The following is a 26062-nucleotide window of genomic DNA, read 5'->3' as shown; positions in this document are numbered from 1 at the left end:
TTCGCCGACGGCGGCGCCGTCGGCAGCCTGCGCAGCTCGATCTTCACCCAGAAACTCGGCAACGGCTTCATCGAGGAGGCCTTCCGCGCCGCCCGGGCCGCCGACCCCAACGTCAAGCTCTGCTACAACGACTACAACATCGACGACGCCAACGCCAACAAGACCCGCGGCGTCTACAACATGGTCAAGGACTTCAAGGCCCGCGGCGTGCCCATCGACTGCGTCGGCCTGCAGTCGCACTTCGGCAACCCGCCCTCCAACTACCAGCAGAACATCGCCCAGTTCGCCGCCCTCGGCGTCGACGTCCAGATCACCGAGCTCGACGTCGGCGGCTCCGGCTCCACCCAGGCCGACGCCTACCGCCGCGTCACCCAGGCCTGCCTGGCCGTGCCCCGCTGCACCGGCATCACCGTATGGGGCATCACCGACAAATGGTCCTGGCGCAGCGGCGACACCCCGCTGCTGTTCGACGGCAACTTCAACAAGAAGCAGGCCTACACCTCCGTCCTCAACGCACTCAACGCCGCGACCCCGAACACCAGCCCGTCTCCGAACACCAGCCCGAACACCAGCCCGTCCCCGCGTACCAGCCCGTCCTCGACGCCTTCTCCGGTGACCGGGGCGTGTTCGGCGACGATCGAGACGACCAACAGCTGGCCGGGCGGGTTCCAGTCGACGGTGACCGTGCGGGCGGGCAGCGCGCCGGTGAACGGCTGGACCGTGAAGTGGACCTGGCCGGGCGGGCAGACCATCAGCAGCGTGTGGAACGGCGAGCAGAGCGGGTCCGGCTCCTCCGTGACGGTCCGCAACGCCCCCTACAACGGCTCCATCGCGGCCGGCTCGTCCACCACCTTCGGCTTCACCGCCAACGGCAGCGCGGCCACCCCGTCCGTCACCTGCACCAGCCCCTGACCCTCTTCCTGGCGAGGATCGCCTCCGGTGCGGGCGGGGACCAAGGGCGGCTCCCGCCCGCGCCGGAGGCTCCGACGGGCTACCGCTTCGGCGGCGCGGTGCTGCCGCGTACGACGAGAGCCGTGGCGAACTCCTGACGGTTGTGGGGGAGGGGTTCGCCTCTGGCGAGCGTCACCAGCATCCTGGCGGCGGCCGCGGCCATCTCGCTCAGCGGCTGGTGGATCGTGGTCAGCGGCGGGATGGCCCAGCGCACCGGGGGCATGTCGTCGAAGCCGATGACGCTGAGGTCCTCCGGGATGCGCAGCCCCAGCTGGTGAGCCGCGTGGTAGACGCCGATGGCCTGGCCGTCGTTGGAGGCGAAGACGGCGGTGGGCGGGTTCGGCAGGCGCAGCAGGCGGTGCGTGTGCGTCAGGCCGTCCTCGATCTGGTAGTCACCCGGGCAGATGAGGTCCGGGTCGACGGGCACGCCGGCGGTGTCGAGCGCCGCGCGGTACCCGTCGAGACGGGCCCGGCTGGACAACGCGTGCGACGGCCCGGTGATGATGGCGATCCGCCGGTGGCCCAGCTCCAGCAGATGCCGGGTGGCGCTGAGCCCGCCGTTCCAGTTGCCCGCGCCCACGGAGGGGGTCCGGTGGCCGGGGTCGCCCGTCGGGTCCAGGAGCACGAGGGGGATCTTGCGGATGGCGAGCCGTTCCCGCTGCAGGCCGGTCAGGTCGGAGAAGACCGCGATGACGCCGGTGGGGCGGCGCATGAGCACGTCCTCCAGCCAGTCGCCGCCGGGGGTGTGGCTGCCCTGCAGCTCGGAGATCGCCACGGCCAGGTGGTGCTCGCGCGCGACCTGCCCGACGCCCCGGACGATCTCGGTCGGGTAGTCGCCCGCCAGTTCGTGGAAGACCAGCTCCAGCACGGCCGCGGGGCTGGAGCGCCGTCGCTGCCTGCGGAAGCCGTGCTCCCGGATGAGGCCCTCGATCATCGCGCGGGTCTCCGGCGCCACCGCGGAGCGGCCGTTCACCACCTTGGAGACCGTCGCCTTGGACACTCCGGCGAGCTCGGCGAGCTGCGCGAGGGTCAGCGGTTCTGGTTCTGATGCGGACGGCTCGTCGACAACGGTCACAAGGCGCAGTCTAACGGCGAGTCGCGCATATGGCTCTAAATGTTTCGGTCATCGTGACAACGAAATCGGCGAACTGCCCGGCTGGCGGTTGCTAGCGTGCCCGAAAACTTTCGGCGCTCCGGCGTGCCGGCGTTACCCGGCGAGTGATTGGGTGCCGAGCACGGTGAGCAGCGCGAGGCGCTCGGCGTCCTCGGTCCCGGGCTCGGCGGTGTAGACCATGACGCGCAGGTCGCTGCCCGTCACCGTGAGCACGTCGCAGTCCAGGGTCAAGGGGCCGACGTCCGGATGGTCGATGGTCTTGCGCCCGGACTGGTGCCGGCCGACGGCGCCGGAGTCCCACAGCTCGGCGAACCTGTCGCTGTTCGCGCGCAGATCCGCGACCAGCCGCCGCAGCCGCTGGTCGGCCGGGTAGCGGTCGCGGGTCGCGCGCAGGTCGGCGACCAGGGCCGTCTCGAACGCCCGCAGCGACTCCGGGGTGTGCCGGGCCCGGCTGCCGGGCCCGAGGAAATGCCGCCACACCGCGTTGCGCTGGTCGCCGCGCCACCCGGACGGATCGCCCATCAGCGCGGCGTACGGCGGGTTCGCGATGAGCAGGGTCCAGCACGCGTCGTAGACCGCGACGGGTGTGCCGGCCAGCCGGTCGAGCATCCGCTGCACGCCGGGGGTGACGTACGCCGACACCGTCTCCGGGCCGGGCGGCGCCAGCCCGGCCAGCCGGAACAGGTGCGCGCGCTCGGTGCCGGACAACCGCAGGGCCCGCGCCAGGGCCTCGACGACCTGCGCGGACGGGTGGGACGCGCGGCCCTGTTCGAGCCGCGTGACGTAGTCGACCGAGATCCCGGCCAGCATGGCCAGCTCCTCCCGGCGCAGTCCGGCCGCGCGCCGGTGCCCGCCGCCGGGCAGCCCGGCGGCCTCGGGCGAGGCGCGGTCGCGCCAGCGGCGCACCGCTCCGCCGAACTCCGTCGTCGCCATGCATCCAAGTCTGCACCGCCGGGCGCGATCCTTCCTGGTACCGGGAGTCCCAGGAAGCGGAGGGCGCTGGCCGGCCGTACGGCCGGGGCGGACCCTGGAGACATGACGACGACACTGATCACCGGAGCGAACAAGGGACTCGGCTTCGAGACGGCCCGCCGGCTCGTCGAGGCGGGTCACACCGTCTACGTCGGCAGCCGGGACGCCGGGCGCGGGCGCCGGGCCGCCGAACGGCTGGGCGCGCGCTGGGTCCTCCTCGACGTCACCGACGACGCGTCCGTGGCCGCCGCCGCGAAGACCGTCGAGGCGGACGGCGGACTGGACGTGCTGGTCAACAACGCCGGCATCGAGGAGCGCACCGAGACGAACGCGGTCACCGGCGCCGCGGGGACCACCGCCGACATGATGCGGCGCGTGTTCGAGACGAACGTCTTCGGCCTGGTGCGCGTCACCCACGCGTTCCTGCCGCTGCTGGAGCGGTCCGCCGCGCCGGTCGTGGTCAACGTCAGCAGCGGCCTGGCCTCGCTCGCCGGCGCCACGACCCCCGGCTCGCCGGGGTACGCGTACCCGGGAGTCGCCTACCCGGCGTCGAAGAGCGCGGTCAACATGATCACGGTGCAGTACGCGAAGGCGTTCCCGGGCATGCGGATCAACGCGGTGGAGCCCGGATACACCGCCACGGACCTGAACGGGCGCACGGGCACGCAGACCGTCGAGGAGGGCGCCGAGATCATCGTCCGCATGGCTAGGCTGGGTCCGGACGGCCCGACCGGGGGCTACTTCGACGCCCGGGGCCGCCTTCCCTGGTGACCCGCGTCGGCGCCGGCCCTGCCGAGAAGCCGTTGCCGGAATACTGGCGTGCATGGCGTCGGAATCAAGACACATCAGCGAGCGGATCGACCGGCCGGCGGACGAGGTCTACGACTACGCATCGGACCCGGCGAATCTCCCCGTCTGGGCGCCCGGGCTCGGCGAGGCGGTGGAGAACGCCGACGGGCAGTGGTTCGTGGAGACGCCGTCGGGACGGGCCGGCTTCGCCTTCGTGGAGCGCAACACCTACGGCGTCCTCGATCATGAGGTCACGCTGCCCTCCGGCGAGGTCGTCCACAACCCGATGCGGGTCATCCCCGACGGCGACGGCTGCGAGGTGGTGTTCACCCTGCGCCGCCTCCCGGGCGTGAGCGACGAGGACTTCGCCCGCGACGCGGGTCTCGTGCAGGCCGACCTGACCAGGCTGAAGCAGGTGCTCGAAGCGCCGGGAGCCTGAAGGGGCTCGTCGTGGCACGGTAGCCGATCGTCGTCTTGCGGGTTCCGCTCGATCGGGATTCATTGCTTACCATGCGCAGTCGCTTGCGAAAGCTCATGGTTCCGGCTCGTTTCGCGGACGGTTCTCTGGCGCGCAATCGCGAATTCCGCATGCTGTGGCTCAGCTTCACGATGTCGGTGGCGGCCGACCAGATCTTCCCGGTCACGATCACCATCGCGGCCCTCGACGCGGGCGGCACGGCCTCGACCGTCGGCGCGATCTTCACCTGCCGGTGGATCGCGATCATCGTGTTCGCGTTGCTCGGCGGGCTGTGGGCGGATCGGCTGCCGCGCCGTACGGTGATGGTCGCCTCGCTGGGTTTCCAATGCTGTGTGGCCGCCGTCGGGTTGTCCGGCGGCACCTCCACCTGGCTCCTCGGGCTCCTGGTCTTCCTCGTCGGAGCGGCGGAGGCGTTCCACCGGCCCGCCTACCAGGCGTGCCTGTCATCCGTGCTCACCCCCGCCCAGCGTCCGGCCGGCGCGGCGCTGACCGCCGTCTCCTGGCGGCTCGGCGCCGTCATCGGGCCCGGTCTCGGCGCGTACGTCGTGACGGCGTGGTCCGCCCGAATCGGATTCCTCGCCGTGCTGACGGCCTATCTGCTCGGTCTCGTCCTTCTCCTGCCGCTGCGCGAACCCGTCGTCAGGCCGGGGCCGCGGGCGTCGGCCGTACGGGAGATCGGCGAGGGCCTCGCGGAGGTCTCACGGCGACGGTGGGTCCTGGGGGTCATCATCGCCGTCGCGCTCCAGCAGATGTTCACGATCGCGCCGGCGCAGGTCCTGTTGCCCCTCGTCTCCCGTGAGGCCTTCGGCGGCGACGCCGTGTACGGAACCGCCCTCGCCCTGCTGTCGGTCGGGGGCCTGGCGGGCGGGCTGATCGGCATGAGGTGGAGACCCGCCCGGCCGGGACTGGCCGCGATCGCCGGGCTCGCCCTCTACGGCGTCGTACCGCTCGCGCTCGCCTGGCCGGTGTCGCCGGAGTTCGTCTACGCGTGCTACATCGCCGCGGGTCTCGGGTTGGAGATCTTCGCCGTGCAGTGGGTGGTGAACCTCCAGAGGGAGATCCCGCCGGAGCGCCTCGCCCGGGTCACCTCCGTCGACTGGCTGGCCGCCTCGGTCGTGACGCCCCTCGGCCTGACACTGACCGGTCCGGCCGGCGCGGTGATCGGCCGCCCGACGCTGCTGCTGATCGGCGCGGTCGCCGGGTTCGCCGTGCCGATGGCGACCGTCTTCCTGCGCGGGATGTCCCGCTTTCAGAGCGACGTCGCCCCACTCCGCGGGGATCCCACCCCGGAGGCGGCCTCCCCGCTCGGAACGCCGTGAGCTGTCACGGCACGCCAGCCGAAGGCGACGGCGCCAGTCAGCAGCACCAGTCCGGACAGCACTCCGCTGACGAGCGGCACCCAGGTGACGGCGGCGGTCGAGGCCAGGACAAGACCGACGACGCCGAGCACGGACAGGAGCACACCCGGTGCGGCGATGGCCCACTCCTTCCAGATCGGGGCGAGTGCGATGAAGTGAGCGCCGACCACCGACGCCACCCAGGCCACGTTGGTCTCCTCGGGACGCCCCAGGATCGCCAGAACCCGGATTCCGCCGATGAGCAGGACCACCTCGGCGGCGACGACGATCAGGTAGCCGCGGCCGAACATCGGCCGCCGCGGCCCCTCGGCCGGCCGTTCCCTCCGGGCGGCGACGAACCACATGGCCAGGACGCCCGTGGCCGCCAGGCAGGCGGCCGCTTTCAACAGGTTCACGGCCACGGGATGGAGCGGATTCTGCGCGTTGACGATCACGAATACCGCGCCGAACACCGCGCCGACCAGCAATCCGGTCATTCGTTGCATGTGATCCATTGAAGTCGACGCGACATCGCGGACGCATGGGGGCCAAGCCGAGAACGAGGTATGCCTGGCACTACCTCGCCGTGCCGCGCAGATAGGCGAGCACGGCCAGCACCCGCCGGTTGACGTCATCGGTCGCCGGCAGCTCGAGCTTGGCGAACACACTGGCGACGTGCTTGCCGACGGCGGCCTCCGTGATCGACAGCGCGCGGGCCACGGCGCTGTTGGAACGCCCTTCCGCGATCAGTGCGAGCACCTCGCGCTCGCGCGCGGTCAGTCGCTGCACCGGCTCGGTGACGTCCCTGGCCTTGTGCCACATGTGCTCGAACAGGTCGACGAGCATGGTGATCAAGGTCGGGTGCCTGATCAGAAGAGCGCCCGGCGAGTAGGCGACGGGAGTCGTCCGTACGAACGCCACGGTGCGGTCGAAGACGAGCAGTTGCTGGATCGGCTCGTCGACCACACGGTGCAGATCGCCGGAGGAGTGCAGCTCCCTGATGCGCGCCGCCTTGCCGGGATCGTCCAGCACGCTCGCGTGGACGATGGTGCGCATCTCCATGCCACGCTGCAGGGCGTCGAGCACCCTGCGCCTGCTCCTCTGCTCCTGGCGCCCCTTGTCCGTCGAGCCCACCGGGTGCATGGCGCGCAGCTCGCGAGCGGTGTGCACCGCCTCCATGATCCGCTGCTGGACGAGCTCGTTGTCGTCCACGAGCTCGACGCCGACGGGGATGCCACGCAGCTTGTCCACGGCATGCTCGAGCTGAAGGGCCAGCTGGGCCAACTCGGTCGTGCTCGCGTCCACGCGCCTCCTGTCACCCGGAAGTGTGCTTTCCGGCGGTGCCAGGTTACCGATCTCGCCCTGCCCGGCCCGAAGCCGCTGCCCGGCCGAAACGCCCGACGCGCGCGTACGGATATCGTCCTGCCATGACACCGGGATTCGATCTCGCTGAATCTCTCGGCAGAGGGGTCGCGAGCCGCAGCGGGGCCTGGAGCTTCATCCGGGATTTCGCCGCCCACTGGGCCAGCCCTCTGGAGAGCGGCGACGGGTGGACGGAAGCCGATCTCGCCGCCGCGGAGCGAGGGCTGGGAGTCCGGCTCCCGCCTACGATGCGCGAGGCGTACCTGCTGTTCGGGCGCCGCCGGGACCTCACCGGCGACCACGATGTGCTGCTCGGCCCGGCGGAACTGTACGTGGACGACACCGAAGAGGCACTGGTCTTCCGGCACGAGAACCAAGGAGCCGCGTCCTGGGGCGTACTCCTCGATGATCTCCAGGACGAGGACCCCGCGGTCCACCTCCGGCTGGACCTCGCCGACAAGACCGACGAGCGGTGGGACGGGTGGCTGGAGCGTCTGTCCCTCTGCTTCGTCGAGATCGTCATGTCCGAGTCCGTACAGGCCGACTCCGAGCTCTGCGACTATCTCGAACCCGATGACGACAGCGTCCGGCTGGTGGAGGAGCTGTGTGTCCAGCTGCCGTTCCCGGCGTATCCCACGAGCCGGCAGGGCTCCGGGCCTCGGTGGTTCCTGGGGCAGGACGTCCTTCTGCGGGACGACGGGGGTGCGGGCATCTACGTCCGTGGCCGGTCCGAGGCAGACCTCGACCGCATTCGGGATTCGATCCCGGGCTACTGGCTGAACGACTACCGCTGACACCCGTCGTAGCCCGTCCTTTCCGGGCTCACGGGGGCGTCAGGAAGCCGAAGTGGTCCTTGCCCACGACGACCTGGTTGCGGAGCTCTCCGACCTCCTCGATCGACACGCTGATCAGGTCGCCCGCCTGCAACCGGAAGTCGAGTTCGGGCACGAGGCCGGTCCCGGTGGAGAGCACGACCCCGTGGGGATGGTTCTCGGAGTGGAACAGGTAGGCCGTCAGCTGGGTGAACGGGCGCCTGATCTGGCTGGTGGAGGTCGTGCCGTCCCAGACGACGGCGCCCTCGCGGGCGACCGTCATGCGGATGGCGAGGCCGGCGGGATCGACCTCCCATGCGGGCCTGATGCCGGAGGACAGGGCGCACGCGCCGGCGTACGTCTTGGCCTGCGGCAGGTAGAGCGGGTTCTCGCCCTCCACCGACCGTGAGCTCATGTCGTTGCAGACGACGTAGCCGACGATCTCCTCGAACCGGTTCACCACGAGCGCCAGCTCGGGCTCGGGCACGTTGAGCGCCGAATCGGAACGGATGGCGACGGGTTCGCCGTCGACGACCACTCGCCAGGCGGGCGACTTGAAGAACAACTCGGGACGCTCGGCGTCATAGACCAGTTCGTAGACCGATTTGAGCGCGCTCTCCTCCACCCGGGCGTCCCGGGAGCGCAGGTAGGTGACGCCCGAGGCCCAGACCTCCGTGGCGCCGTCCACGGGGGCGAGCAGACGCACCTCGCTGAGCAGGCCGTCCGGGATGGCGTCGGCGCACATCCGTTCGATCTCCTCCTTCCGGTGCTGGAGAAGCTCGAACATGCCGGCCACCGGCAGGGTGGACAGGACGCCGTTATCCACCACCGCGATGTGCGGGCGGGGGTCGGCATGCCGCCGATACCTAACGATGTGCACTCCGGGTTTCCTTCCGCAGGTGAAGCGCATGACCTCAGGCGCCCTGATGCGAGCTCTGGACAAAGTCATTGTGATCGGCGACGGTGACGTTGTAAACGTTACCGATTACGTTTGCAAGAACGGATTGGGGTGATCGGGTGACCACTGTGGAGTCCGGGGCGATCTACACCGATCGGGCCGCTCCCGTGGGGGAGCGCGTGGCGGATCTGCTCGCCCGGATGACCCGGGAGGAGAAGCTCGCGCAGCTGGGCAGCGTCTGGGCGTTCTCGGTGCTGGACGGCGGCCGGTATTCGGAGGAGCGGGCACGGACGGTCCTGCGGCACGGCCTGGGGCACGTGACCCGGGTCGCCGGAGCCACCAATCTCAAGGCCGTACAGGTGGCGCGGGTGGCGAACGCGATCCAGCGGTTTCTGGTGACGCGGACCCGGCTGGGGATTCCGGCGATCGTGCACGAGGAAGTGTGCTCCGGCCTGATGGCGCGCGAGGCGACCATCTTCCCCCAGGCGATCGGGGTCGCGAGCACCTGGGAGCCGGAGCTCAACCGGCGGCTGGCGGACGCGGTCCGTGCGCAGATGCGCGCGATGGGGAGCCACCAGGGGCTCTCACCGGTGCTGGACGTGGTGCGGGACCCGCGGTGGGGCCGGACGGAGGAGACCTACGGCGAGGACCCGTATCTGGTGGCCCGCATGGGCGTGGCGTTCGTCCGGGGCCTGCAGGGCGACTCTCCGGCGGAGGGCGTCATCGCGACGGCCAAGCACTTCGTCGGCTACGGGGCGTCCGAGGGCGGGTTGAACTGGGCTCCGGCGCACCTGCCGCCTCGTCTGCTGCGGGAGGTGTATCTGTATCCGTTCGAGGCGGCGGTCCGCGAGGCGGGCCTTCAGTCGGTGATGGCCGGCTACCACGAACTGGACGGCATTCCCTGCCACGCCAACCATGAGCTTCTCACCGATGTCCTCCGCCGGGAGTGGGGCTTCACGGGCACCGTCGTGTCGGACTACTTCGCCGTCGACGATCTCCACTCGTATCACCACTTCGCCGAGGACAAGCGGCAGGCGGCGGCCACGGCGCTCGGCGCGGGCACCGACGTCGAGCTTCCGGCGACGGACGCGTACGCGGACGCGCTGGCACACGCCCTGGACGCCGGTCAGGTCAGCGAAGGGGAACTGGACGAAGCGGTCGCACGGGTTCTGCGGCACAAGTTCGAGCTGGGCCTGTTCGAGAACCCCTACGTCGACGAGAGCGCGGTCGCGGTGACGGTGGACGCCGAGCGGCATCGGGAGGTGGCGCTCGAGACGGCTCGCCGCAGCCTCGTCCTGCTCAAGAACGAGGGTGTCCTGCCGCTGCGGCCGGGCGCCGGAACGGTCGCCCTCATCGGGCCGAACGCCGACAGCGCGCGGCATCTGCTCGGTGACTACTCCTTCGCGGCGCACGTCGAGTCGCTGTTGGAGGCGCGCGAGCGCAAGGGACTGCTCGGCCAGACGATGACGGTCCCGGACGACCTCGAGATCGAGGAGAGCACGGACGGGGTGCCCACGGTGCGCGACGAGCTCACGGCTCGCCTGGGCGACAGGGTGCGCTACGCGCACGGGTGCGACGTGATCGACGCGTCGAGGGACGGGTTCGACGAGGCGGTCGCGGCCGCCGCGGCCGCCGACGTCGCGGTGCTGGTCCTGGGAGACCGTTCGGGGCTGACGACCCAGGCCACGACGGGAGAGTCGAGGGACCGGTCCAGCCTGGAACTGCCCGGCGTCCAGGAGGACCTGGTCCGTGCCGTCGTCGCCACCGGCACCCCCGTGGTGGCGGTGCTCGTCGCCGGCAGGCCGGTCGGCGGCGACTTCCTGCACGAGGAGTGCGCCGCGGTGCTGATGGCCTGGCTGCCCGGGCAGACCGGGGCACGGGCGATCGCCGAGGTTCTGCTCGGCGAGGTGAACCCGAGCGGGAAGTTGCCCATCTCCTACCCGCGCTCCGTGGGCCAGATACCCGTCTTCTACGGGCACAAGGTGTCCGGGGGACGGTCGCACTGGCACGGCGACTACGTCGACTCGCCCGTCAGTCCGCGATACCCCTTCGGCCACGGGCTCGGGTACGCCCCGTTCGTCGTCGAGAACGTCACGCTGGACCGCGCCGAGGTGACCGCCGGGGACAGCGTCACCGTGGAGGTCACCGTGGCCAACGCGGGCGACCGGGCAGGCGAGGAAGTGGTCCAGCTCTACATCCGGGATCCGCAGGCGACGGTCACCCGGCCCGTGCTCGAGTTGAAGAGCTTCGCCCGTGTATGCGCCGGTCCGGGGCGGCGGACGGCCGTACGGTTCCGCCTTCCGACGGGCCAGCTTGGTTTCTATGACCGCAACATGGACTACACAGTGGAGACCGGACATATTGAGGTACATGTCGGTTTCTCCTCCGATGCTCTCGCTCTCGCGGGAACGTTCGCCATCACCGGCGACGCCGACCGCCCCGAGGTCCGAAAGGCCTACACGGGCACCGTCAGCGTCGAGGAAGTGCCGCCGGCGACCGCGCGGCCGAGATGACGGCGCGGCAGGTGGGCCGGGGGATCGGGGCGATCCGGCCATGTCCTTTTCGGACATCCGGTCCGCGTGTTACGAGTCCGAAATGGGTCTTGTCTTGGCTTTCGTTATCGCGTTAAATGTTGGAAACGTAACCGATAACGATTGCAATGTAGAGAGGGTGGCATGGCCGACGGCGATACGCCGGTGACGATGAGTGACGTGGCGCGTCTCGCGGGCGTCTCCACCGCGACGGTGTCGCGGGTGGTCAACGGGCGTTACGGCGTCAGCGCCAGCACCATCGCACAGGTCCGTTCGGCCATCGAGCGGCTGGGGTACGAGTCGAGTCTCGTGGCGACCAGCCTGCGCCGCAGCCGTACCAACGTTCTGGGCCTGGTGACGCACAGCTTCCAGTCCTATACGGCCGAGGTGCTCAAGGGCGTGATGGAGGCCCTGAGCCAGTCCGGTTTCGACCTGATCATCTATGCCAACAGCGATCTCTACGGGACGTACTCCGAGGGCTGGGAGCAGCGGCACCTGACCCGCCTGTCGGGCACGCTCACGGACGGATGCATCGTGGTCACGCCCTGGGGTGAGGTGCGGAGCAGCACTCCGGTCGTGGTCATCGATCCGGTGAGGGACTCGACGGTGCCGTCCGTGACGGCCGACAACCTCGCGGGCGCCACCCAGGTGGTCGAGCATCTGCTCGGCCTGGGGCATCGGCGTATCGGATTCATCGCGGGCCGCTCCAGCCTCGCGGCGGCCTGGTCGCGTGAGGAGGGTTATCGAAGGGCGCTTGCCGAAGCGGGAGTTCCGGCCGATCCGACGTTGATCGGCAGGGGGGACTTCAATCCCGAGTCCGCGATTCCGCTGGCGCGCGCGTTGCTGGAAAGGCCGGACCGGCCGACGGCGATCTTCGCGGCGAGCGACGGGATGGCCCTGAAGGTCCTGGAGGTCGCGAAGGACCTGGGGCTCGACGTGCCCGGCGACCTGTCGGTGGTCGGATTCGACAACATTCCGGAGTCGGCGCTGGCCGAGCCGGCGCTCACCACGGTGGACCAGTCGATGTACCGCCTCGGATACGAGGCCGCCCACATGCTGAAGTCGCTGGTGACCGGCGACTGGGAGGGCCCCCGCCAGATACTGCTTCCGACCCGCCTGGTGGCCCGTGGCTCCACCGCGCCACCGAAGGTCACCGCGCCATCGAAGATCGCCACAAGAGCCTGACACCCGACCCCAGGTGCACGGATCAGGTGCACCTGGGTGTTCAGGAATACGCGAAAACAGCGACAGACGGAGGTGCAGACACACACGGTAACCGCGTCACACTCACCGAGAAACTAGGTCGGCTGAGCGGCCCCACCCGCTGCCGACCATCAAAGGAGTTTCGGTATGACGTTACTGTATCACGGCAGGATGCGCCCCTTGGGCGCACGCCGGCTCTCGGCGGCGCTCGTCGCCGGAGTCATGGCGCTCGCGGCGGTGTTACTCGCGCCGCGGCCGGCTGCGGCGGCCACGCCGTGGCTGACTGTCTCGGACGACGGCTACGTGTCGTTCAGCGTCCCGGCGGCGGATGTCCAGGCCGGCATGGGCCAGGTGTCCCAGGTCGTCATCGAGGGGAACTTCGGCCCCTCCTCCACCTGGGTGGAGTACGGCCTGACCCGCGGGGGCGCCGCCTGGACGGGAACCCTCGGCCCGCTCAAGCCGGGGCTGTACTACTACCAGGTCACGGGTGACGACACCAAGGTTCTCAAGGACCCGACGAACAGCACCACTGTGGCGTCCAAGCCCCTGTGGAGCACCTTCCTCGTCCGGGGCGACTCGGCGCGCCTGCTGGCGGACGCGCCCGAGGGGCAGGGCGGCAAGGTCGAGACCCTGACCTACCGGGTCAAGAAGGAGGAGCGGTCGGCTCTGGTCTGGACCCCGCCGGGGTACGCGGCCAAGGGCGGCAAGCCGTATCCGGTGTTGTACCTGCAGTCCGGCACGGACAGGAGCGCCACGGACTGGCTCGACCTCGGCCGGGCCAAGCAGATCCTCGACAACCTGTCGGCCCAGGGCTCAATGGAGCCGATGGTGGTCGTGATCACCGACGGTCGCGGACCGGACGACGACAAGGAGCTCAAGGACCTCCGCAAGGCGGTCGCAGACGCCTACCGCGTCCATCGCGACCGGGAGCACCAGGCGATCGCCGGAGTGTCGGAGGGCGGGTCACAGGCGTTGCGCGCCGCCCTGACCGGTCCGGGCCAGTTCGCGTACGCCGGCTCGTTCTCGGGTCTGCTCACGGAGGTCGCCGCTGGGAAGCCCGGTCCCGGACCGCGCCCCGGTGGCAAGCTGCTGCGTCTGTACACCGGGAACGTGACCGATCCCGCGTACAACGCGACCGTCCGTCTGACGAAGGCGCTGGACCGCGCCCGGGTCAAGTACGAGTTCGACGGGGTCAACCCCGACGGCGGGGCGAACTGGACCGCCTGGCAGGAGAACCTGATCGACTTCGTGCCGCGGCTGTTCCGCAAGGTGCCGGATCACGGCCCGAGCGCCGGCCACGGGCCGCTGAAGGGCGAGTTCGACCCGCCGGCGCCCGGCACCACGCCGACGCCGTTCCTGAAGGACGGTTTCGTCACCTTCGAGACCACGACGGACTTCAAGGACGCCAAGCACGTCACGGTGTGGGCGAACATCGCTCCCGGCGGGAGCTGGTTGCGGGTCCCGCTGTCCCGTGAGGGCGACCGGTGGCGGGCGACGGTGGGCCCGCTGGAACCGTGGTTCTACTACTACCGGCTCATCGTGGACCGGGTCGCGGTCAAGGACGCGTCGAACCCGACGAAGGTGACCACCGAGCCCACCTGGAGCACCTTCCTCGTCCCGGGTGAGAGGGCACGCATGCTCACGGACGTTCCCGCCGGTCAGGGCGGGAAGGTCGAGAGCCTGACGTACCGGAGCAACGTGACGAACCAGGACCGGACCGCCTTGGTCTGGACCCCGCCCGGCTACGACCCGAACCGTGCCGAGCCGTACCCCGTCTTCTACCTGCAGCACGGTGGCGGCCAGAACCACACGGACTGGGTCGAGATGGGACGCGCCAAGCAGATCCTCGACAACCACTCCCTTGACGGCAACCTGGTGCCGATGGTGGTCGTGATGAGCAACGGCAACGTGCCCGACTTCAACAAGGAACTGCTGGAGAACATCGACCCGGCCGTCCGCGCCCGCTACCACGTCTCCGGCGATCCGTCGCGGCAGGCCCTCGCCGGCCTCTCGATGGGTGGCGGTCAGACGATGACGATGCTCAAGGCGCACCCGGGCCGGTTCGCCTACATCGCGGCGTTCTCGGCCGGGTTCGGCGGCGGGACCGGCGTCGACGTGGCGGCGATCAACAACGGCACCAAGCTGCTGCGCGTGTACGTCGGCGACGTGACCGACTTCGTGTACCCGTCGTTCATGGCGGGACTGACCACGATGGACAACCTCGGCATCCACTACGAGTTCGACGGGGTCACCCCCGGGCCGCACGGCTGGGACGTGTGGCAGAAGAACCTCATCGACCTGGCACCGCGCTTGTTCAAGCGCTGACCAGGCCCGTTGGAGGCGACACCACCGGGCCCCGGTGATGCTCGCCACGCACGTGGGCGTGTGAGCGCTCACATCCGAGAGATCGGCACGAGGGACAGGGCGCGGATGTGGCATCCGTGCCCCGTCCCGGCCGATCGCCCGGCCTCAGCGGCGGCGCATGGACCCTTGTGCGCTGTGACCCCGAAGGGGAGATCATGTCAATGAAGACGAAAAGATTACTTGTCACGGCGGCCATGCTCACCGCCGCGAGCGCGCTCGCCGCCTGCGCCCCCGACGCGGGAGGGGGCGCGAACACCGCGGGCGGAAGCGCCGCGCCCGCGGACAACGCGGGCGGGAACAACGCGAGCAACTGCACGAACACGATCAGCAAGAAGGACCTGCCGGTCGTGACCTTCTGGGGCTGGTACCCCAACATGCAGCTCGTCGTCGACAACTTCAACAAGCAGAACAACGAGGTGCAGGTCTGCTGGACCAACGTCGGTCAGGGCGGTGACGAGTACGACAAGTTCCAGACGGCCATCTCGGCGGGCACCGGCGCGCCCGACGTGATCATGATCGAGGCGGACCGGATCCCGACCTTCCAGATCCAGAAGGCGCTCGTCGACATCAAGCAGTACGGCTATGACGCCGTCAAGGACAACTACGGCCCGGGCGCGTGGAAGGACGTCTCGATCGGCGGCGCGGTCTACGGCGTGCCGGTCGACGGCGGCCCGATGGCGATGATCTACCGGAAGGACATCTTCGACAAGTACAAGATCACGCCGCCGAAGACGTGGGCCGAGTACGAGCAGGCGGCGCAGAAGGTGAAGGACGCGGGGGGCCCGCTGTTCGGCGACCTGGGCGCGAACGTGCCGGCCGTCCTGATGGCGCTGCAGATCCAGAAGGGCGCCAATCCGTTCACCTACGACCCGGCGAAGCCGGAGACGATCGGCGTCAAGCTGAACGACCAGGCGTCCAAGGACGTGCTCGACTACTGGGGGGGCCTTGCCAAGAAGGGCCTGGTCGGGACGCAGGACCAGTTCACGCCGGAGTACATCGCCGGTGTGGTCAACGGGAAGTACGCGACGTACATCTCGGCGGCGTGGGCGCCCGGATACCTCACCGGCGCCGGCGTCGGCAAGGGCGAGGACACCGGCAAGTGGGCGGTGGCGCCGCTCCCGCAGTGGGATCCCGCCAACCCGGTGCAGGTGAACTGGGGCGGGTCGGCCTTCTCGGTGACGAGCCAGGCGAAGAACCCCGAACTCGCGGCGAAGGTGGCGTACGGCCTCTACGCCGACGACGAGTCGCTCACCGACGGCTGGACCAACCAGATCATCTTCCCGCTGAACCTCAAGGCGCTCAACAGTCCCGAGTTCGTGGACCTGAAGGTGAACTTCTTCGACGGTCAGCAGGCGAACAAGGAGGTCTACGTCCCGGCGGCGAACGCCTACAAGGGCATGACCTACGCCCCGTTCGGCCAGTACTACTTCGACGCCATGACGAAGCAGGTCAGTGCGATCATCCAGGGCTCCGTCACCGGTGCGCAGGCCGCCGACCGGCTCCAGGAGGACGTGGTGGGCTACGCCAAGGAGCAAGGGTTCACCGTCCAGTGACACCACGGGCGGGCCGGCCGGGCGTCCCCGGCCGGCCCGCCCGTCACCCCCAGCATCGACTTCCCGGAGCCCACAATGACCCTCCTGATCGAGGAGAGTGCAGCGAGCACTCAAGAGAAAGCGCACAAGGTCCGCGGCAAGGTGCGCCTCCGTGAGCACCTGATGGGGTGGCTCTTCGTCGGGCCGTTCGCGATCGTCTTCCTGGCGCTTCTCATCGCGCCGCTCGCGTACGCGTTCTACCTCAGCCTCTGGCAGAAGAAGCTGATCGGCGGCACCAGTTTCGTCTTCCTCGGCAACTACGTGAAGGCGTTCACCGACCCGACCTTCCTGTCCGGGGCGTGGTTCGTCATCCGCTTCTCGCTCGTCGCCATCCCGCTGCAGATCGTCATCGCGCTCGCGATGGCACTCATCCTGGATGCCGTGACCTCGCTGTTCACCCGCTTCTCCCGCCTCATGATCTTCCTTCCCTACGCCATCCCCACGGTCATCGGGGCGGTCATGTGGGGATTCCTGTACAGCAAGAGCTTCGGGCCGCTCACCGACATCTTCGGGTTGTTCGGCGCCACCGCGCCCGACTTCTTCAGCAGCAATCTGATCTTCTACGGCCTGATCAACGTCGTCACCTGGCAGTGGGCCGGTTACTACATGATCATCCTGTACGCGGCGCTCCAGGGCATCGACCCGACGCTCTACGAGGCCGCCCGTATGGACGGTGCCGGAAAATGGCAGATCGCGCTCCGGATCAAAATCCCGCTGATCGCCCCCGCGCTGCTCCTGATCCTGGTCTTCTCGCTCATCGGCACCCTGCAGTTCTTCAACGAACCACAGATTCTGCGCTACCTCGCGGCCGGCACGATCGCGCCGGGATTCACTCCCAACATGTACGCCTACCAGCAGGCGTTCGGGCTCGCGAACTTCAACTACGGATCGGCGATCTCCTTCGCCCTCGGCGGGATCGTGTTCGTCTGCGTCTACGCCTTCTTGTTCTTCACCCGCAAGCGGAGGAGCTTCTTCTGATGACCGGCAGCTCCCGCGCCGGCGCACGCCGCCGTCCCCAGCGCCACCTCCCCGTGCAGATCTTCCTGGGCTTCCTGGTCGTGTATTTCCTGGTGCCGTTCTGGTGGGTCATCGTCAACAGTTCCAAGGACGCCCCCGGCCTGTTCAGCGGCAGCAACACCCTGTGGTTCGCCGATTCGATCGACTACTTCGGGAACCTCCAGCGACTGTTCACCTACGACGGCGGCATCTACGGCAGGTGGATCCTCAACTCCACGCTGTACGCGTTCGCGGGCGGGATCGGCGCCACGATCCTGGCCGTCATGGCGGGCTACGGATTCGCCAAATACCGGTTCGCCGGCAGGCGATTCAGCTTCTCGGTCCTGCTGGGCGCGTTGATGGTGCCCGCGACCGCCCTGGTGATCCCCACCTTCATGATGTTCTCCGGGCTCGGCCTGACGAACACGATCTGGGCGGTGATCCTCCCGTCGCTGCTCAATCCGTTCGGCGTCTATCTGATGCACGTGTACGCGCGCGACGCGGTGCCCGACGAGATCCTGGACGCGGCGCGGGTCGACGGCGCGGGTGAACTTCGGACGTTCATCCAGGTCGCCTTCCCGCTGATGCGGCCCGCGGTGGTCACGGTGCTGCTCCTGTCCGCCGTCGCGTCCTGGAACAACTACTTCCTGCCCCTCGCCATGCTCTCCGACAACCGGCTTTTCCCCGTCACCGTCGGGCTCGGCCTCTGGCAGGGAATCGCCTCGGCGAACAACTCGGGTAGTACCTCTCTTTGGAGCCTCATCATCCTGGGCGCGCTCGTCTCGGTGATCCCGCTCATCATCGCCTTCTTCACCCTCCAGCGGCACTGGCGCGGCGGACTGTCCGTCGGAGGCCTGAGATAGCCGCGGCCGGTGTCCGCAGACAATCGAAACGACAGGAAGGTGTGCCGATGTCGATGACGAATCGCCCGCTGCGCAGTCAGGAGTGGTTCGGCGCGGAGGGCCGCAACGGGTTCATCCATCGATCGTGGATGCGCAACCAGGGGTTCGCCGACGACGTCTTCGACGGCCGTCCGGTGATCGGCATCGCCAGCACGTGGTCGGAGCTGACTCCGTGCAACGCCCATCTGCGCGACCTGGCCGAGTCGGTGAAGCGCGGCGTGTGGGAGAGCGGCGGCCTGCCGCTGGAGTTTCCGGCGATGAGCCTGGGGGAGCCGCTGATGCGGCCGACGACCATGCTCTACCGCAATCTGCTGGCGATGGAGGCCGAGGAACTGATCCGGGCCAACCCGCTCGACGGAGTGGTGCTGCTGTCCGGCTGCGACAAGACCACGCCTGGACTGCTGATGGGCGCGGCCAGTGTCGACCTGCCCACTTTGATGATCACCGGTGGTCCGATGCTGAACGGCAAGTTCCGCGGCCGGGACATCGGATCGGGCACCGACGTGTGGCGTTTCACCGAGGAGCAGCGCGCCGGCCGGATGACGGCGGCCGACTGCGCCGAGGCGGAGATCTGCATGTCCCGCAGCCGTGGGCACTGCATGACCATGGGGACCGCCTCCACGATGGCCTGCGTGACCGAGGCGCTGGGCGTCCAGCTGCCGGGGGCCGCCGCCGTACCGGCGGTCGACTCCCGCCGGTACGCGCTCGCGCACGCCGCCGGGCGCCGGATCGTGGCCATGGTCGAGGAGGACCAGCGGCTGTCCACCGTGCTCACCCGCGAGGCCTTCGAGAACGCCATCCGGGTCAACGCCGCGATCGGCGGCTCCACCAACGCCGTGGTGCACCTGCTCGCGATCGCCGGACGCCTCGGCGTACCCCTGTCGCTGGAGGACTTCGACACGCTCACCGCCGACGTGCCCATGCTGGTGAACCTGATGCCCTCCGGCACGCACCTGATGGAGGACTTCGCGTACGCGGGCGGGCTCCCGGCGGTGATGAAGGAGATCGCCCCCCTGCTGCACCTGGACCATGTCACCGTCAGCGGGAAGAGCGTGGCCGACAACGTCAGCGGCGCCCAGTGCTGGAACCGGGAGGTCATCGGCACGATGGAGGAGCCGTTCCAGCCCGCCGGGTCGGGGACGGTCGTGCTGCGCGGGTCGCTCGCGCCGTCCGGGGCCGTGCTGAAGGTCTCCGCCGCCTCGCCCGATCTGCTCCGGCACACCGGAACGGCGCTCGTGTTCGACCGGATCGAGGACTACATCGCCGTGGCCGACGACCCGGATCTGGACGTCACCGCCGACACGGTCATCGTGGTGCGGAACGCCGGACCACGCGGCTACCCGGGCTTCCCCGAGGTGGGCAACGTGCCCATGCCGCGGCGGCTGCTCACCGAGGGGGTCACCGACATGGTGCGGATCTCCGATGCCCGCATGAGCGGCACCGGCTACGGCACCTGCGTCCTGCACGTGGCCCCCGAGGCGTCGGTGGGCGGCCCTCTCGCCCTCGTGCGTACCGGCGACGTCATCCGGCTCGACGTCCCGACGCGGCGTCTGGACCTGCTGGTCGACGACGCGGAACTCGAGCGCCGCCGCGCCGCCTGGCAGCCCCCGCGGCCGGCCGCCGACCGGGGCTGGGTGCGCCTGTACAGCGAGCACGTCCTCCAGGCCGACAAGGGCGCGGACCTGGACTTCCTCACCGGCGGCAGCGGCAGCGCCCCGCCCCGCCACTCACACTGATCACCCTCGCGGACCGGCGCCGGCGCCGACCGGCGCCCCGCGCGTCTCGATCAGCGACTTCAGCCGCATCAGGTCCTTGGAGAGCTTGCGTCCGGCATCGGCTCCGAAGATCTTCGCCACGGCGTGACCGACCGCGCCGAGAACCGGATTGTAGGTGAGCCGGACCTGGATGCGGCTTCGGCCCGCGTCCTCCGGCGTCACACTGAGCTCGCCGGAGTGGGCGACCAGCTGTCCTTCTGTGGTCTTCCAGGCGATCCTGCGGCCCTCCTCACGGGCGGTCTCCACGGCCTCGAACCGGATCGGCACTCCGACCGGTCCCGAGACCCGCCACTGGGACCGCCCGCCGTCGTCCGAGCGCCGCACGTCGAGGACGTCGGGCAGCCACCGGGCGAAGAGGCTGTAGTCGCTCAGCACCGGCCAGACCTCCTCGGGTGGCGCGGCCACGGAGATGGAGTCCCGTACGTCGATCGCGCTGCGGCCCGCGCCGATGCCCGTGAGCCGCCGCAGCGGCAGGTTCGTCGCGGCACGCGCGGCCAGGACCGCGCAGCCGGCGCGCACCAGGTAGCCGAGCGGCCGCGGCAGGCGTCCGGACAGCGACCAGACGGCGGCGGCGGCCAGACCGGTGAGCGACCTGCCGGCCGGTGACCACCTCTGCCGGAAGAGGTCGAGCACCGCCTCCATCGGCCCGCCGTCTTCCCGCGACCGAGGCGCTCGCGTGGCGTCGTGGCGGGTGGTCCAGTTCGCGTCCACGCCCGTGACGCCGGGTATCCGGGCCACCGCCCGGTGCGCCCGACGGCTCTCCCTGCCGAGCACGTCACCGGTGAGGGTGACGTGACCGCTCTCCACGTGGACGTCCACCTCACGCGGGTGGCGGACGTGCCGGCCCAGCTCGGCGCGTACCCGCTCGTGGAGGACGTCGTCGTCGGCCTCCCGTCCGGTGGTCCGATAGCGGGCCGCGCCGAGGATGCCCTGGCTTCGGTTGCGGACGTCGCGGACGACGGTTCTGGTTCCGTTTCTGACCCCGTGCGTCAGATGGACGCCTTTGTCCCGGAGCCGGGCGCGGCGACTCCGCCCCAGCTCGGGATCGAACAGATACTCGGTGACCATGCCCCCGACGGCGCCGAGCCCCGCCGCCGAGACCGTACGGGACATCGGTGGTGCCTGCCGTATCACGGTGATGTTCAAAGACCGTTCCGTTCCGGCACGAGTGCTGACGACCATGGCGACTCCCCCTTGTCCGCCCCTCGTTCGCGACCGCCTTACCCATTCGGCGGGAGGCGATGCCGGGCCGGCGGGTCTCAGGCCACCAGGCCCCTGCGGTAGGCGTAGACGACCGCCTGCACGCGGTCACGCAGGCCGAGTTTGGTGAGGATGCGCGAGACGTACGTCTTGACGGTCTCCTGGCTGATCACCAGCTCGGCGGCGATCTCGCTGTTGGACAGGCCGTCGGCGATGAGGCGCAGCACCTCCAGCTCGCGCGGGGTCAGCGCGACGTCGTCCGGCGTGCCCTCGGCGGGGCGGATCCGCGCCGCGTACCTGCCGACGAGCTGCCGCGTCACCTCGGGCGCCAGCAGCGCGGCGCCCGACGCGACGGTGCGGATGCCGTGCAGCAGCTGCGCCGGGGGAGCGTCCTTGAGCAGGAACCCGCTCGCCCCCGCGCGCAGCGCCTCGTACACGTACTCGTCCAGGTTGAACGTCGTCACCACGAGCACCTTGACCGGATTCTCCACCCCGGCGCCGGCCAGCAGACGGGTCGCCTCGATGCCGTCGAGCACCGGCATGCGTACGTCCATCACCACGATGTCCGGGTTCAGCCGGCGGGCGAGGTCGACCGCGGCGCGGCCGTCCCCGCACTCGCCCACCACCTCCAGGTCGGGCTGCGCGTCGATGATCGTCGCGAACCCGGTGCGGATCAGCGCCTGGTCGTCGCAGACCAGGACCCGGACCGGCGTGCTCACGACGGGCTTCCCGCGGGGATGCGCGCCCGTACGACGAAGCCGCCGTCGGCCCGCCGGCCGGCGTCGAACTCGCCGCCCAGGGCGTCCACGCGGTCGCGGAGCCCGGCAAGCCCACGGCCGCTCCCGCCGGGCGAGCCGGCCCGCGAGCCGGAGCCGTCGGTGCTGACCTCCACGATGATCTCCTTGCCATAGCGCACGCGGACCGCGGTGGCGCTGCCGTGTGCGTACTTGAGAGCGTTCGTCAGGGATTCCTGCACGACCCTATAGGCCACCAATTCGGCGCTGCCGCCCGATTCGGGCGGCGTGCCCTCCTCGGCGAACTCCACCGGCTGCCCGGCCTGGCGGGTCTGCTCCACCAGTGTCTGCAGTTCGGCGACGGACGGCATTTTCACGTCGGTGTGGTGGTCCGGGTTGAGCAGGTCGAGCAGGTGCCGCAGGTCGGCGATGGCTCGCCGGCCGGTGTCGGTGACGGCGCTCAGGGCCGCGTCGAGGCGATCGGGCGCGGCGGTCAGGTAGCGTGCCGCCTCGGCCTGTACGACCATGGCCGTCACGTGGTGGGTCACGACGTCGTGGAGCTCGCGGGCGATGCGGGTGCGTTCGGCGGCGCGGGTGGCCTCGGCGATGTGGCGGCGGCGCTCGGTCTCGGCGGCCCGGGTGGAGCGCATCCAGGCCCCGATGCCCCACGCGAGGACCAGAGTCAGGTAGAACACCACGTACCCTTCCACCTTCTCCGTCGCGCCGAGCCGGTCGAGCGCGACCGCCAGCGGCACGTACGCCATGGAGAGGAGGATCACGGTGGCACGCCGGTAGCGCTCCAGATGTGCGCCCGTGCTGATCAGCGCGACGGTCATCGCGTTGCTCGCGAAAACGTGGTAGGCGCGGATCTGGTCGAGGACGAAGCCGAGCGTCACCAGAGCCAGACACACGGCCGGCCACCGGCGGCGCACGGCGAGCGGAAGGCACTCCAGAGCGATCACCACGAGCGCCAGTGCGTCGAGGGGACGGACGGGCAGGTCCCCGACCTGCGTCCCCTTGCCGTGGAGCGCCGGAATCAGGGACACGACGGCCAGCAGCAGCCCGAACGGTGCGTCCCGGACCACGACGTCGCACCGCCGCCACAGGTCGGTGACCCGCCGGAAGTCGATCACTGGGTGAGCGTAGCGGTCGCGTCCGCCCGGGCGCCGCGCCGCATGGGGACCAGGTTGCCGCGCCGGCGGGCCAGCCACAGGAACACGATCGTCAGCGCCAGGCCGAACAGCACCGAGTACGGGCTCGCCTCGGGACCGAAGTCGCCGCCGGTGAGCAGGGCCGGGCCCGACGTCACGCTGTGCAGCAGCCCCTGGCTCGCGCCGTTGCCGGAGACCTCGGTGCTGAAGATGCCGGCCGCGGCGAAGTTCCAGCCGAAGTGCAGGCCGATCGGCAGCCACAGGGTGCGGGTGGCGGCGTAGGCGGCGGCGAGCATGCCGCCCGCCTCGATCGCGATGGCGATCGCGCCCCACAGGTTGGCGTGCTCGTTGCTCAGGTGCATCAGGCCGAACACCAGGCCGGTCAGGGCCAGCGCGATCCACGTGCCGGCCCATCCCTCGATGATCCGGAACAGCACGCCGCGGAACAGTAACTCCTCGGTCACCGCGGCGGCGGCCATGAAGCCGATCAGCCCGGCCGCGCCCGTCACCGAGCCGAGGCCGTCGACCCGGTAGTACCCCAGGAAGGCGAGGTTCACGATGACGGCCGCGAACATCCCGACTCCGATCAGCAGCCCCCGGCCGACGGCGGGGACGGCGCCTTTCCCGGCCACCTCCACCGGCGCGCGGCGCTCGGACCATCGCACCGCCCAGCGGTACACGAACACCGCGAGGACGGCTGTCGCGACACCGAGGATGAGGGTGAGGAACGCGTTCCCCTGTACCGCAGCCACGGCCGCACCGCCGGCGAAGGTGACCAGCGCGACAGGCACGAGTTGCTTCAACAGCCGCATGACGACTCCTTGGGAAGATTCCGCGACCGGAGCGCCGCGGCTACGCGGAGAAACGCTAGGGATTCGGCAGCCGGGAATCGTCACCGCGCGGTGGACATTCGCGGGTAGCTCTCACGGGGGACACGGGGACAAGCCGGTGAAACCGCCAGCTCAGGGGTGAAACCGGTGTGAAGCCGCGATGAATCCAGTGGGCCGGAGGCTCTTCTCGTACGCCGGGAGGTACCCGGCGGAGAGAGGAGACGCGTCATGGCGGACCTCAGTGCCGTCCGGGCGGACGGCCTGGTCAAGACCTTCGGCGACTTCCGGGCCGTGGACGGAATCGACCTCCACGTACGGCAGGGCGAGATCTTCGGAGTCCTCGGCCCCAACGGAGCGGGCAAGACCACCACCCTCCGGATGCTCGCCACCCTGCTCCCCATCGACGGCGGCCATGCGGAGATCTTCGGCGTCGACGTCCGGCGGGAGCCGCACCGCATCCGGCAGCTGGTGGGCGTGACGGGCCAGTACGCCTCGGTGGACGAGGACCTCACCGCGCGGGAGAACCTGTGGCTGTTCGGCCGGCTGCAGGGCCTGACGAGCACCCGGGCCAAGAGCATCGCCGGTGACCTGCTCGCCCGCTTCGACCTGCAGGAGGCGGCCGACCGTCCCCTGTCCCAGTTCAGCGGCGGCATGCGCCGCCGCCTCGACCTGGCGTCGAGCCTGATCACCCGCCCGCCTCTGATCTTCCTGGACGAGCCCACGACCGGCCTCGACCCGAGAACCCGGGGCCAGATGTGGGACACCATCCGCGAGCTGGTCACCGACGGTTCCACGATCCTCCTGACCACGCAGTACCTGGACGAGGCCGATCAGCTGGCCGACCGCATAGCCGTGATCGACCGGGGCCGGAAGGTCGCCGAGGACACCCCCGACGCGCTGAAGACCCAGGTCGGCGAGTCGACCCTGCAGCTCAGCCTGGCGGAGGGCGCCGACGTCGCCCTGGGCGCGGACGTCGTCCGACGGCTGCTGGGCGAGGACCCGGTCCTGACCCCGGAATCGGGACGCATGAACATCCCCCTCCCCGACCCCGACCGGGCCGCGGACGTCCTGATCGGCCTGCGGGAAGCGGGCCTCGGCATCTCCTCGGTGAGCGTCGCCAAGCCGACGCTGGACGAGGTCTTCCTGGCGCTGACCGGCCACGGCGCCGACGACGAATCCCAGACGAAGCCCCAGATGGAGGCGGCCCGATGACCACGACCACCGTTACCCCGACCCCGCTCGACCCCCGGCGCGTCGACCCGTCCGTCGTGGTCGCCCGCACGACCTCCCACAGTTCGCTGCAGGAGACCTGGGTCCAGACCCTGTCCATGGCGTGGCGTGCCCTGAAGAAGATGCGCCGCAAGCCCGAGCAGTTCTTCGACGTCCTCATCCAGCCTCTGCTGTTCACCGCGATGTTCGCGTTCATCTTCGGGGGCGCGATCTCCGGCAGCGTGTCGAACTACCTCCCGGTGCTGATCCCCGGCATCCTCGCCCAGACGGCCCTGACCGTCTGCATGGCGACGGGCGTGCAACTGCGTGAAGACATGGACAAGGGGGTGTTCGACCGCTTCAAGTCCCTGCCGATCGCGAGGATCGCCCCCCTGGCCGGTCCGATGATCGCCGACCTGATCCGCTACGGCATCGCGTCGGTGCTGACGGTCGTCACCGGCCTGATCATCGGTTACCGCCCCGGCGGCGGTGTGCTCGGCTGCGTCGGCGGCGTCGCGCTCACCGTGATCGCGGGCTGGTCGCTGGCGTGGATCTTCACCTGGCTGGGCACGATGGCGCGTTCCGCGCAGAGTGTGCAGGGGATCTCCATGATGATCATGTTCCCGCTCACCTTCCTGTCCAACGCCTTCGTCCCCGCCGAGACGCTGCCCGGCTGGCTGGAGGCGTTCGTGAAGGTCAACCCGGTGTCGCACGTCGTCTCCGCGGTGCGCGACCTGTTCAACGACGGGGCCGTGACGGCCGAGGTCGGCTGGGCGGTCATCGGCTGCGCGGTCGTCGTCGCGGTCTTCGCCCCACTGGCGGTCCGCTCGTACTCCCGCAAGATGTAGCCGGTGCCGGATCA

At 69.9% G+C, this 26062-nt stretch carries 23 protein-coding genes; 14 read left to right on the top strand and 9 right to left on the bottom strand.

What is annotated here, in order from left to right; translation table 11 throughout:
- A partial coding sequence (locus ACWEQG_RS11795) for an endo-1,4-beta-xylanase (protein WP_452283909.1) occupies positions 1 to 912 on the top strand: 912 nt, incomplete at its 5' end.
- Between the two features lie 79 nt (positions 913 to 991).
- Here ACWEQG_RS11795 and ACWEQG_RS11790 read toward each other — a convergent pair.
- Entirely contained in the window at positions 992 to 2026 is a 1035-nt protein-coding gene (locus ACWEQG_RS11790) for a LacI family DNA-binding transcriptional regulator (protein ID WP_452283907.1), read from the bottom strand.
- Positions 2027 to 2158: 132 nt separating this feature from the next.
- Complete coding sequence (locus ACWEQG_RS11785; protein ID WP_452283905.1) at positions 2159 to 2998, bottom strand: helix-turn-helix transcriptional regulator; 840 nt, start codon at positions 2996 to 2998, stop codon at positions 2159 to 2161.
- A 102-nt stretch (positions 2999 to 3100) separates the two neighbouring features.
- Between ACWEQG_RS11785 and ACWEQG_RS11780 the strand changes: the two genes are divergently transcribed.
- The 3 genes from ACWEQG_RS11780 (at position 3101) to ACWEQG_RS11770 (ending at position 5623) form a co-directional block, all read left to right on the top strand.
- Positions 3101 to 3808: an SDR family NAD(P)-dependent oxidoreductase gene (locus ACWEQG_RS11780; protein WP_452283903.1), complete on the top strand. Its 708-nt coding sequence runs from the start codon at positions 3101 to 3103 to the stop codon at positions 3806 to 3808.
- A 52-nt stretch (positions 3809 to 3860) separates the two neighbouring features.
- Positions 3861 to 4265, top strand: a complete 405-nt coding sequence (locus tag ACWEQG_RS11775) for an SRPBCC family protein (protein WP_452283901.1) — start codon at positions 3861 to 3863, stop codon at positions 4263 to 4265.
- A gap of 71 nt (positions 4266 to 4336) precedes the next feature.
- Entirely contained in the window at positions 4337 to 5623 is a 1287-nt protein-coding gene (locus ACWEQG_RS11770) for an MFS transporter (RefSeq protein ID WP_452283899.1), read from the top strand.
- Here ACWEQG_RS11770 and ACWEQG_RS11765 read toward each other — a convergent pair.
- Entirely contained in the window at positions 5554 to 6138 is a 585-nt protein-coding gene (locus ACWEQG_RS11765) for a hypothetical protein (RefSeq protein WP_452283897.1), read from the bottom strand. The genes ACWEQG_RS11770 and ACWEQG_RS11765 overlap by 70 nt on opposite strands.
- A gap of 79 nt (positions 6139 to 6217) precedes the next feature.
- Positions 6218 to 6946, bottom strand: coding sequence for a LuxR C-terminal-related transcriptional regulator (locus tag ACWEQG_RS11760; protein WP_452283895.1), 729 nt, complete (start codon positions 6944 to 6946; stop codon positions 6218 to 6220).
- A gap of 122 nt (positions 6947 to 7068) precedes the next feature.
- On the opposite strand from ACWEQG_RS11760, the gene ACWEQG_RS11755 reads away from it, so the two are divergent.
- Positions 7069 to 7797, top strand: a complete 729-nt coding sequence (locus ACWEQG_RS11755; RefSeq protein WP_452283893.1) for a hypothetical protein — start codon at positions 7069 to 7071, stop codon at positions 7795 to 7797.
- Between the two features lie 28 nt (positions 7798 to 7825).
- Here ACWEQG_RS11755 and ACWEQG_RS11750 read toward each other — a convergent pair whose 3' ends face one another.
- Positions 7826 to 8695, bottom strand: coding sequence for a fumarylacetoacetate hydrolase family protein (locus tag ACWEQG_RS11750; protein WP_452283891.1), 870 nt, complete (start codon positions 8693 to 8695; stop codon positions 7826 to 7828).
- Between the two features lie 137 nt (positions 8696 to 8832).
- Here ACWEQG_RS11750 and ACWEQG_RS11745 point away from each other — a divergent pair, with 137 nt between their 5' ends.
- From ACWEQG_RS11745 to ACWEQG_RS11715, 7 genes are all read left to right on the top strand, one after another.
- Positions 8833 to 11226, top strand: a complete 2394-nt coding sequence (locus tag ACWEQG_RS11745; protein WP_452283890.1) for a glycoside hydrolase family 3 N-terminal domain-containing protein — start codon at positions 8833 to 8835, stop codon at positions 11224 to 11226.
- A gap of 162 nt (positions 11227 to 11388) precedes the next feature.
- Positions 11389 to 12429: a LacI family DNA-binding transcriptional regulator gene (locus tag ACWEQG_RS11740; protein ID WP_452283888.1), complete on the top strand. Its 1041-nt coding sequence runs from the start codon at positions 11389 to 11391 to the stop codon at positions 12427 to 12429.
- Positions 12430 to 12594: 165 nt separating this feature from the next.
- On the top strand, positions 12595 to 14772 hold the full coding sequence (locus tag ACWEQG_RS11735; protein ID WP_452283886.1) for an alpha/beta hydrolase-fold protein: 2178 nt from the start codon (positions 12595 to 12597) through the stop codon (positions 14770 to 14772).
- A 194-nt stretch (positions 14773 to 14966) separates the two neighbouring features.
- Entirely contained in the window at positions 14967 to 16364 is a 1398-nt protein-coding gene (locus ACWEQG_RS11730; protein ID WP_452283884.1) for an extracellular solute-binding protein, read from the top strand.
- Between the two features lie 75 nt (positions 16365 to 16439).
- Entirely contained in the window at positions 16440 to 17381 is a 942-nt protein-coding gene (locus tag ACWEQG_RS11725) for a carbohydrate ABC transporter permease (protein WP_452283882.1), read from the top strand.
- A complete protein-coding gene (locus ACWEQG_RS11720; RefSeq protein ID WP_452283880.1) occupies positions 17381 to 18262 on the top strand; it encodes a carbohydrate ABC transporter permease in 882 nt (293 codons plus the stop codon). The genes ACWEQG_RS11725 and ACWEQG_RS11720 overlap by 1 nt, the downstream gene beginning before the upstream one ends.
- A gap of 47 nt (positions 18263 to 18309) precedes the next feature.
- Entirely contained in the window at positions 18310 to 20037 is a 1728-nt protein-coding gene (locus tag ACWEQG_RS11715; RefSeq protein WP_452283879.1) for an IlvD/Edd family dehydratase, read from the top strand.
- Here ACWEQG_RS11715 and ACWEQG_RS11710 read toward each other — a convergent pair whose 3' ends face one another.
- From ACWEQG_RS11710 to ACWEQG_RS11695, 4 genes are all read right to left on the bottom strand, one after another.
- Positions 20038 to 21222 (bottom strand): SRPBCC family protein, encoded by a 1185-nt coding sequence (locus ACWEQG_RS11710; protein ID WP_452283877.1) that lies wholly within the window; start codon positions 21220 to 21222, stop codon positions 20038 to 20040.
- 113 nt (positions 21223 to 21335) lie between these two features.
- On the bottom strand, positions 21336 to 21995 hold the full coding sequence (locus ACWEQG_RS11705) for a response regulator transcription factor (protein ID WP_363461382.1): 660 nt from the start codon (positions 21993 to 21995) through the stop codon (positions 21336 to 21338).
- Complete coding sequence (locus tag ACWEQG_RS11700) at positions 21992 to 23143, bottom strand: sensor histidine kinase (protein ID WP_452283875.1); 1152 nt, start codon at positions 23141 to 23143, stop codon at positions 21992 to 21994. Before ACWEQG_RS11700 ends, ACWEQG_RS11705 begins: the two co-directional genes overlap by 4 nt.
- Positions 23140 to 23973, bottom strand: coding sequence for a CPBP family intramembrane glutamic endopeptidase (locus tag ACWEQG_RS11695; protein ID WP_452283874.1), 834 nt, complete (start codon positions 23971 to 23973; stop codon positions 23140 to 23142). The genes ACWEQG_RS11700 and ACWEQG_RS11695 overlap by 4 nt, the downstream gene beginning before the upstream one ends.
- 246 nt (positions 23974 to 24219) lie before the next feature.
- Here ACWEQG_RS11695 and ACWEQG_RS11690 point away from each other — a divergent pair, with 246 nt between their 5' ends.
- Both ACWEQG_RS11690 and ACWEQG_RS11685 read left to right on the top strand, forming a co-directional pair.
- A complete protein-coding gene (locus ACWEQG_RS11690) occupies positions 24220 to 25203 on the top strand; it encodes an ATP-binding cassette domain-containing protein (RefSeq protein ID WP_452283872.1) in 984 nt (327 codons plus the stop codon).
- Positions 25200 to 26048, top strand: coding sequence for an ABC transporter permease (locus tag ACWEQG_RS11685; protein WP_452283870.1), 849 nt, complete (start codon positions 25200 to 25202; stop codon positions 26046 to 26048). The genes ACWEQG_RS11690 and ACWEQG_RS11685 overlap by 4 nt, the downstream gene beginning before the upstream one ends.
- Positions 26049 to 26062 lie beyond the last annotated feature (14 nt).

The sequence above is a fragment of the Microbispora sp. NPDC004025 genome, assembly GCF_053604425.1.
The sequence above is the reverse complement of the archived record's forward strand: the minus strand, read 5'-3'. Positions and strand labels throughout refer to the sequence as shown.

What these genes read in the sequence shown, in the direction of transcription:
- ACWEQG_RS11785 (WP_452283905.1), bottom strand. Translation starts at nt 2,998, where the DNA reads ATGGCGACGACGGAGTTCGGCGGAGCGGTGCGCCGCTGGCGCGACCGC.
- ACWEQG_RS11780 (WP_452283903.1), top strand. Translation starts at nt 3,101, where the DNA reads ATGACGACGACACTGATCACCGGAGCGAACAAGGGACTCGGCTTCGAG.
- ACWEQG_RS11775 (WP_452283901.1), top strand. Translation starts at nt 3,861, where the DNA reads ATGGCGTCGGAATCAAGACACATCAGCGAGCGGATCGACCGGCCGGCG.
- ACWEQG_RS11770 (WP_452283899.1), top strand. Translation starts at nt 4,337, where the DNA reads ATGCGCAGTCGCTTGCGAAAGCTCATGGTTCCGGCTCGTTTCGCGGAC.
- ACWEQG_RS11765 (WP_452283897.1), bottom strand. Translation starts at nt 6,138, where the DNA reads ATGACCGGATTGCTGGTCGGCGCGGTGTTCGGCGCGGTATTCGTGATC.
- ACWEQG_RS11755 (WP_452283893.1), top strand. Translation starts at nt 7,069, where the DNA reads ATGACACCGGGATTCGATCTCGCTGAATCTCTCGGCAGAGGGGTCGCG.
- ACWEQG_RS11740 (WP_452283888.1), top strand. Translation starts at nt 11,389, where the DNA reads ATGGCCGACGGCGATACGCCGGTGACGATGAGTGACGTGGCGCGTCTC.
- ACWEQG_RS11735 (WP_452283886.1), top strand. Translation starts at nt 12,595, where the DNA reads ATGACGTTACTGTATCACGGCAGGATGCGCCCCTTGGGCGCACGCCGG.
- ACWEQG_RS11730 (WP_452283884.1), top strand. Translation starts at nt 14,967, where the DNA reads ATGTCAATGAAGACGAAAAGATTACTTGTCACGGCGGCCATGCTCACC.
- ACWEQG_RS11725 (WP_452283882.1), top strand. Translation starts at nt 16,440, where the DNA reads ATGACCCTCCTGATCGAGGAGAGTGCAGCGAGCACTCAAGAGAAAGCG.
- ACWEQG_RS11720 (WP_452283880.1), top strand. Translation starts at nt 17,381, where the DNA reads ATGACCGGCAGCTCCCGCGCCGGCGCACGCCGCCGTCCCCAGCGCCAC.
- ACWEQG_RS11715 (WP_452283879.1), top strand. Translation starts at nt 18,310, where the DNA reads ATGTCGATGACGAATCGCCCGCTGCGCAGTCAGGAGTGGTTCGGCGCG.
- ACWEQG_RS11695 (WP_452283874.1), bottom strand. Translation starts at nt 23,973, where the DNA reads ATGCGGCTGTTGAAGCAACTCGTGCCTGTCGCGCTGGTCACCTTCGCC.
- ACWEQG_RS11690 (WP_452283872.1), top strand. Translation starts at nt 24,220, where the DNA reads ATGGCGGACCTCAGTGCCGTCCGGGCGGACGGCCTGGTCAAGACCTTC.
- ACWEQG_RS11685 (WP_452283870.1), top strand. Translation starts at nt 25,200, where the DNA reads ATGACCACGACCACCGTTACCCCGACCCCGCTCGACCCCCGGCGCGTC.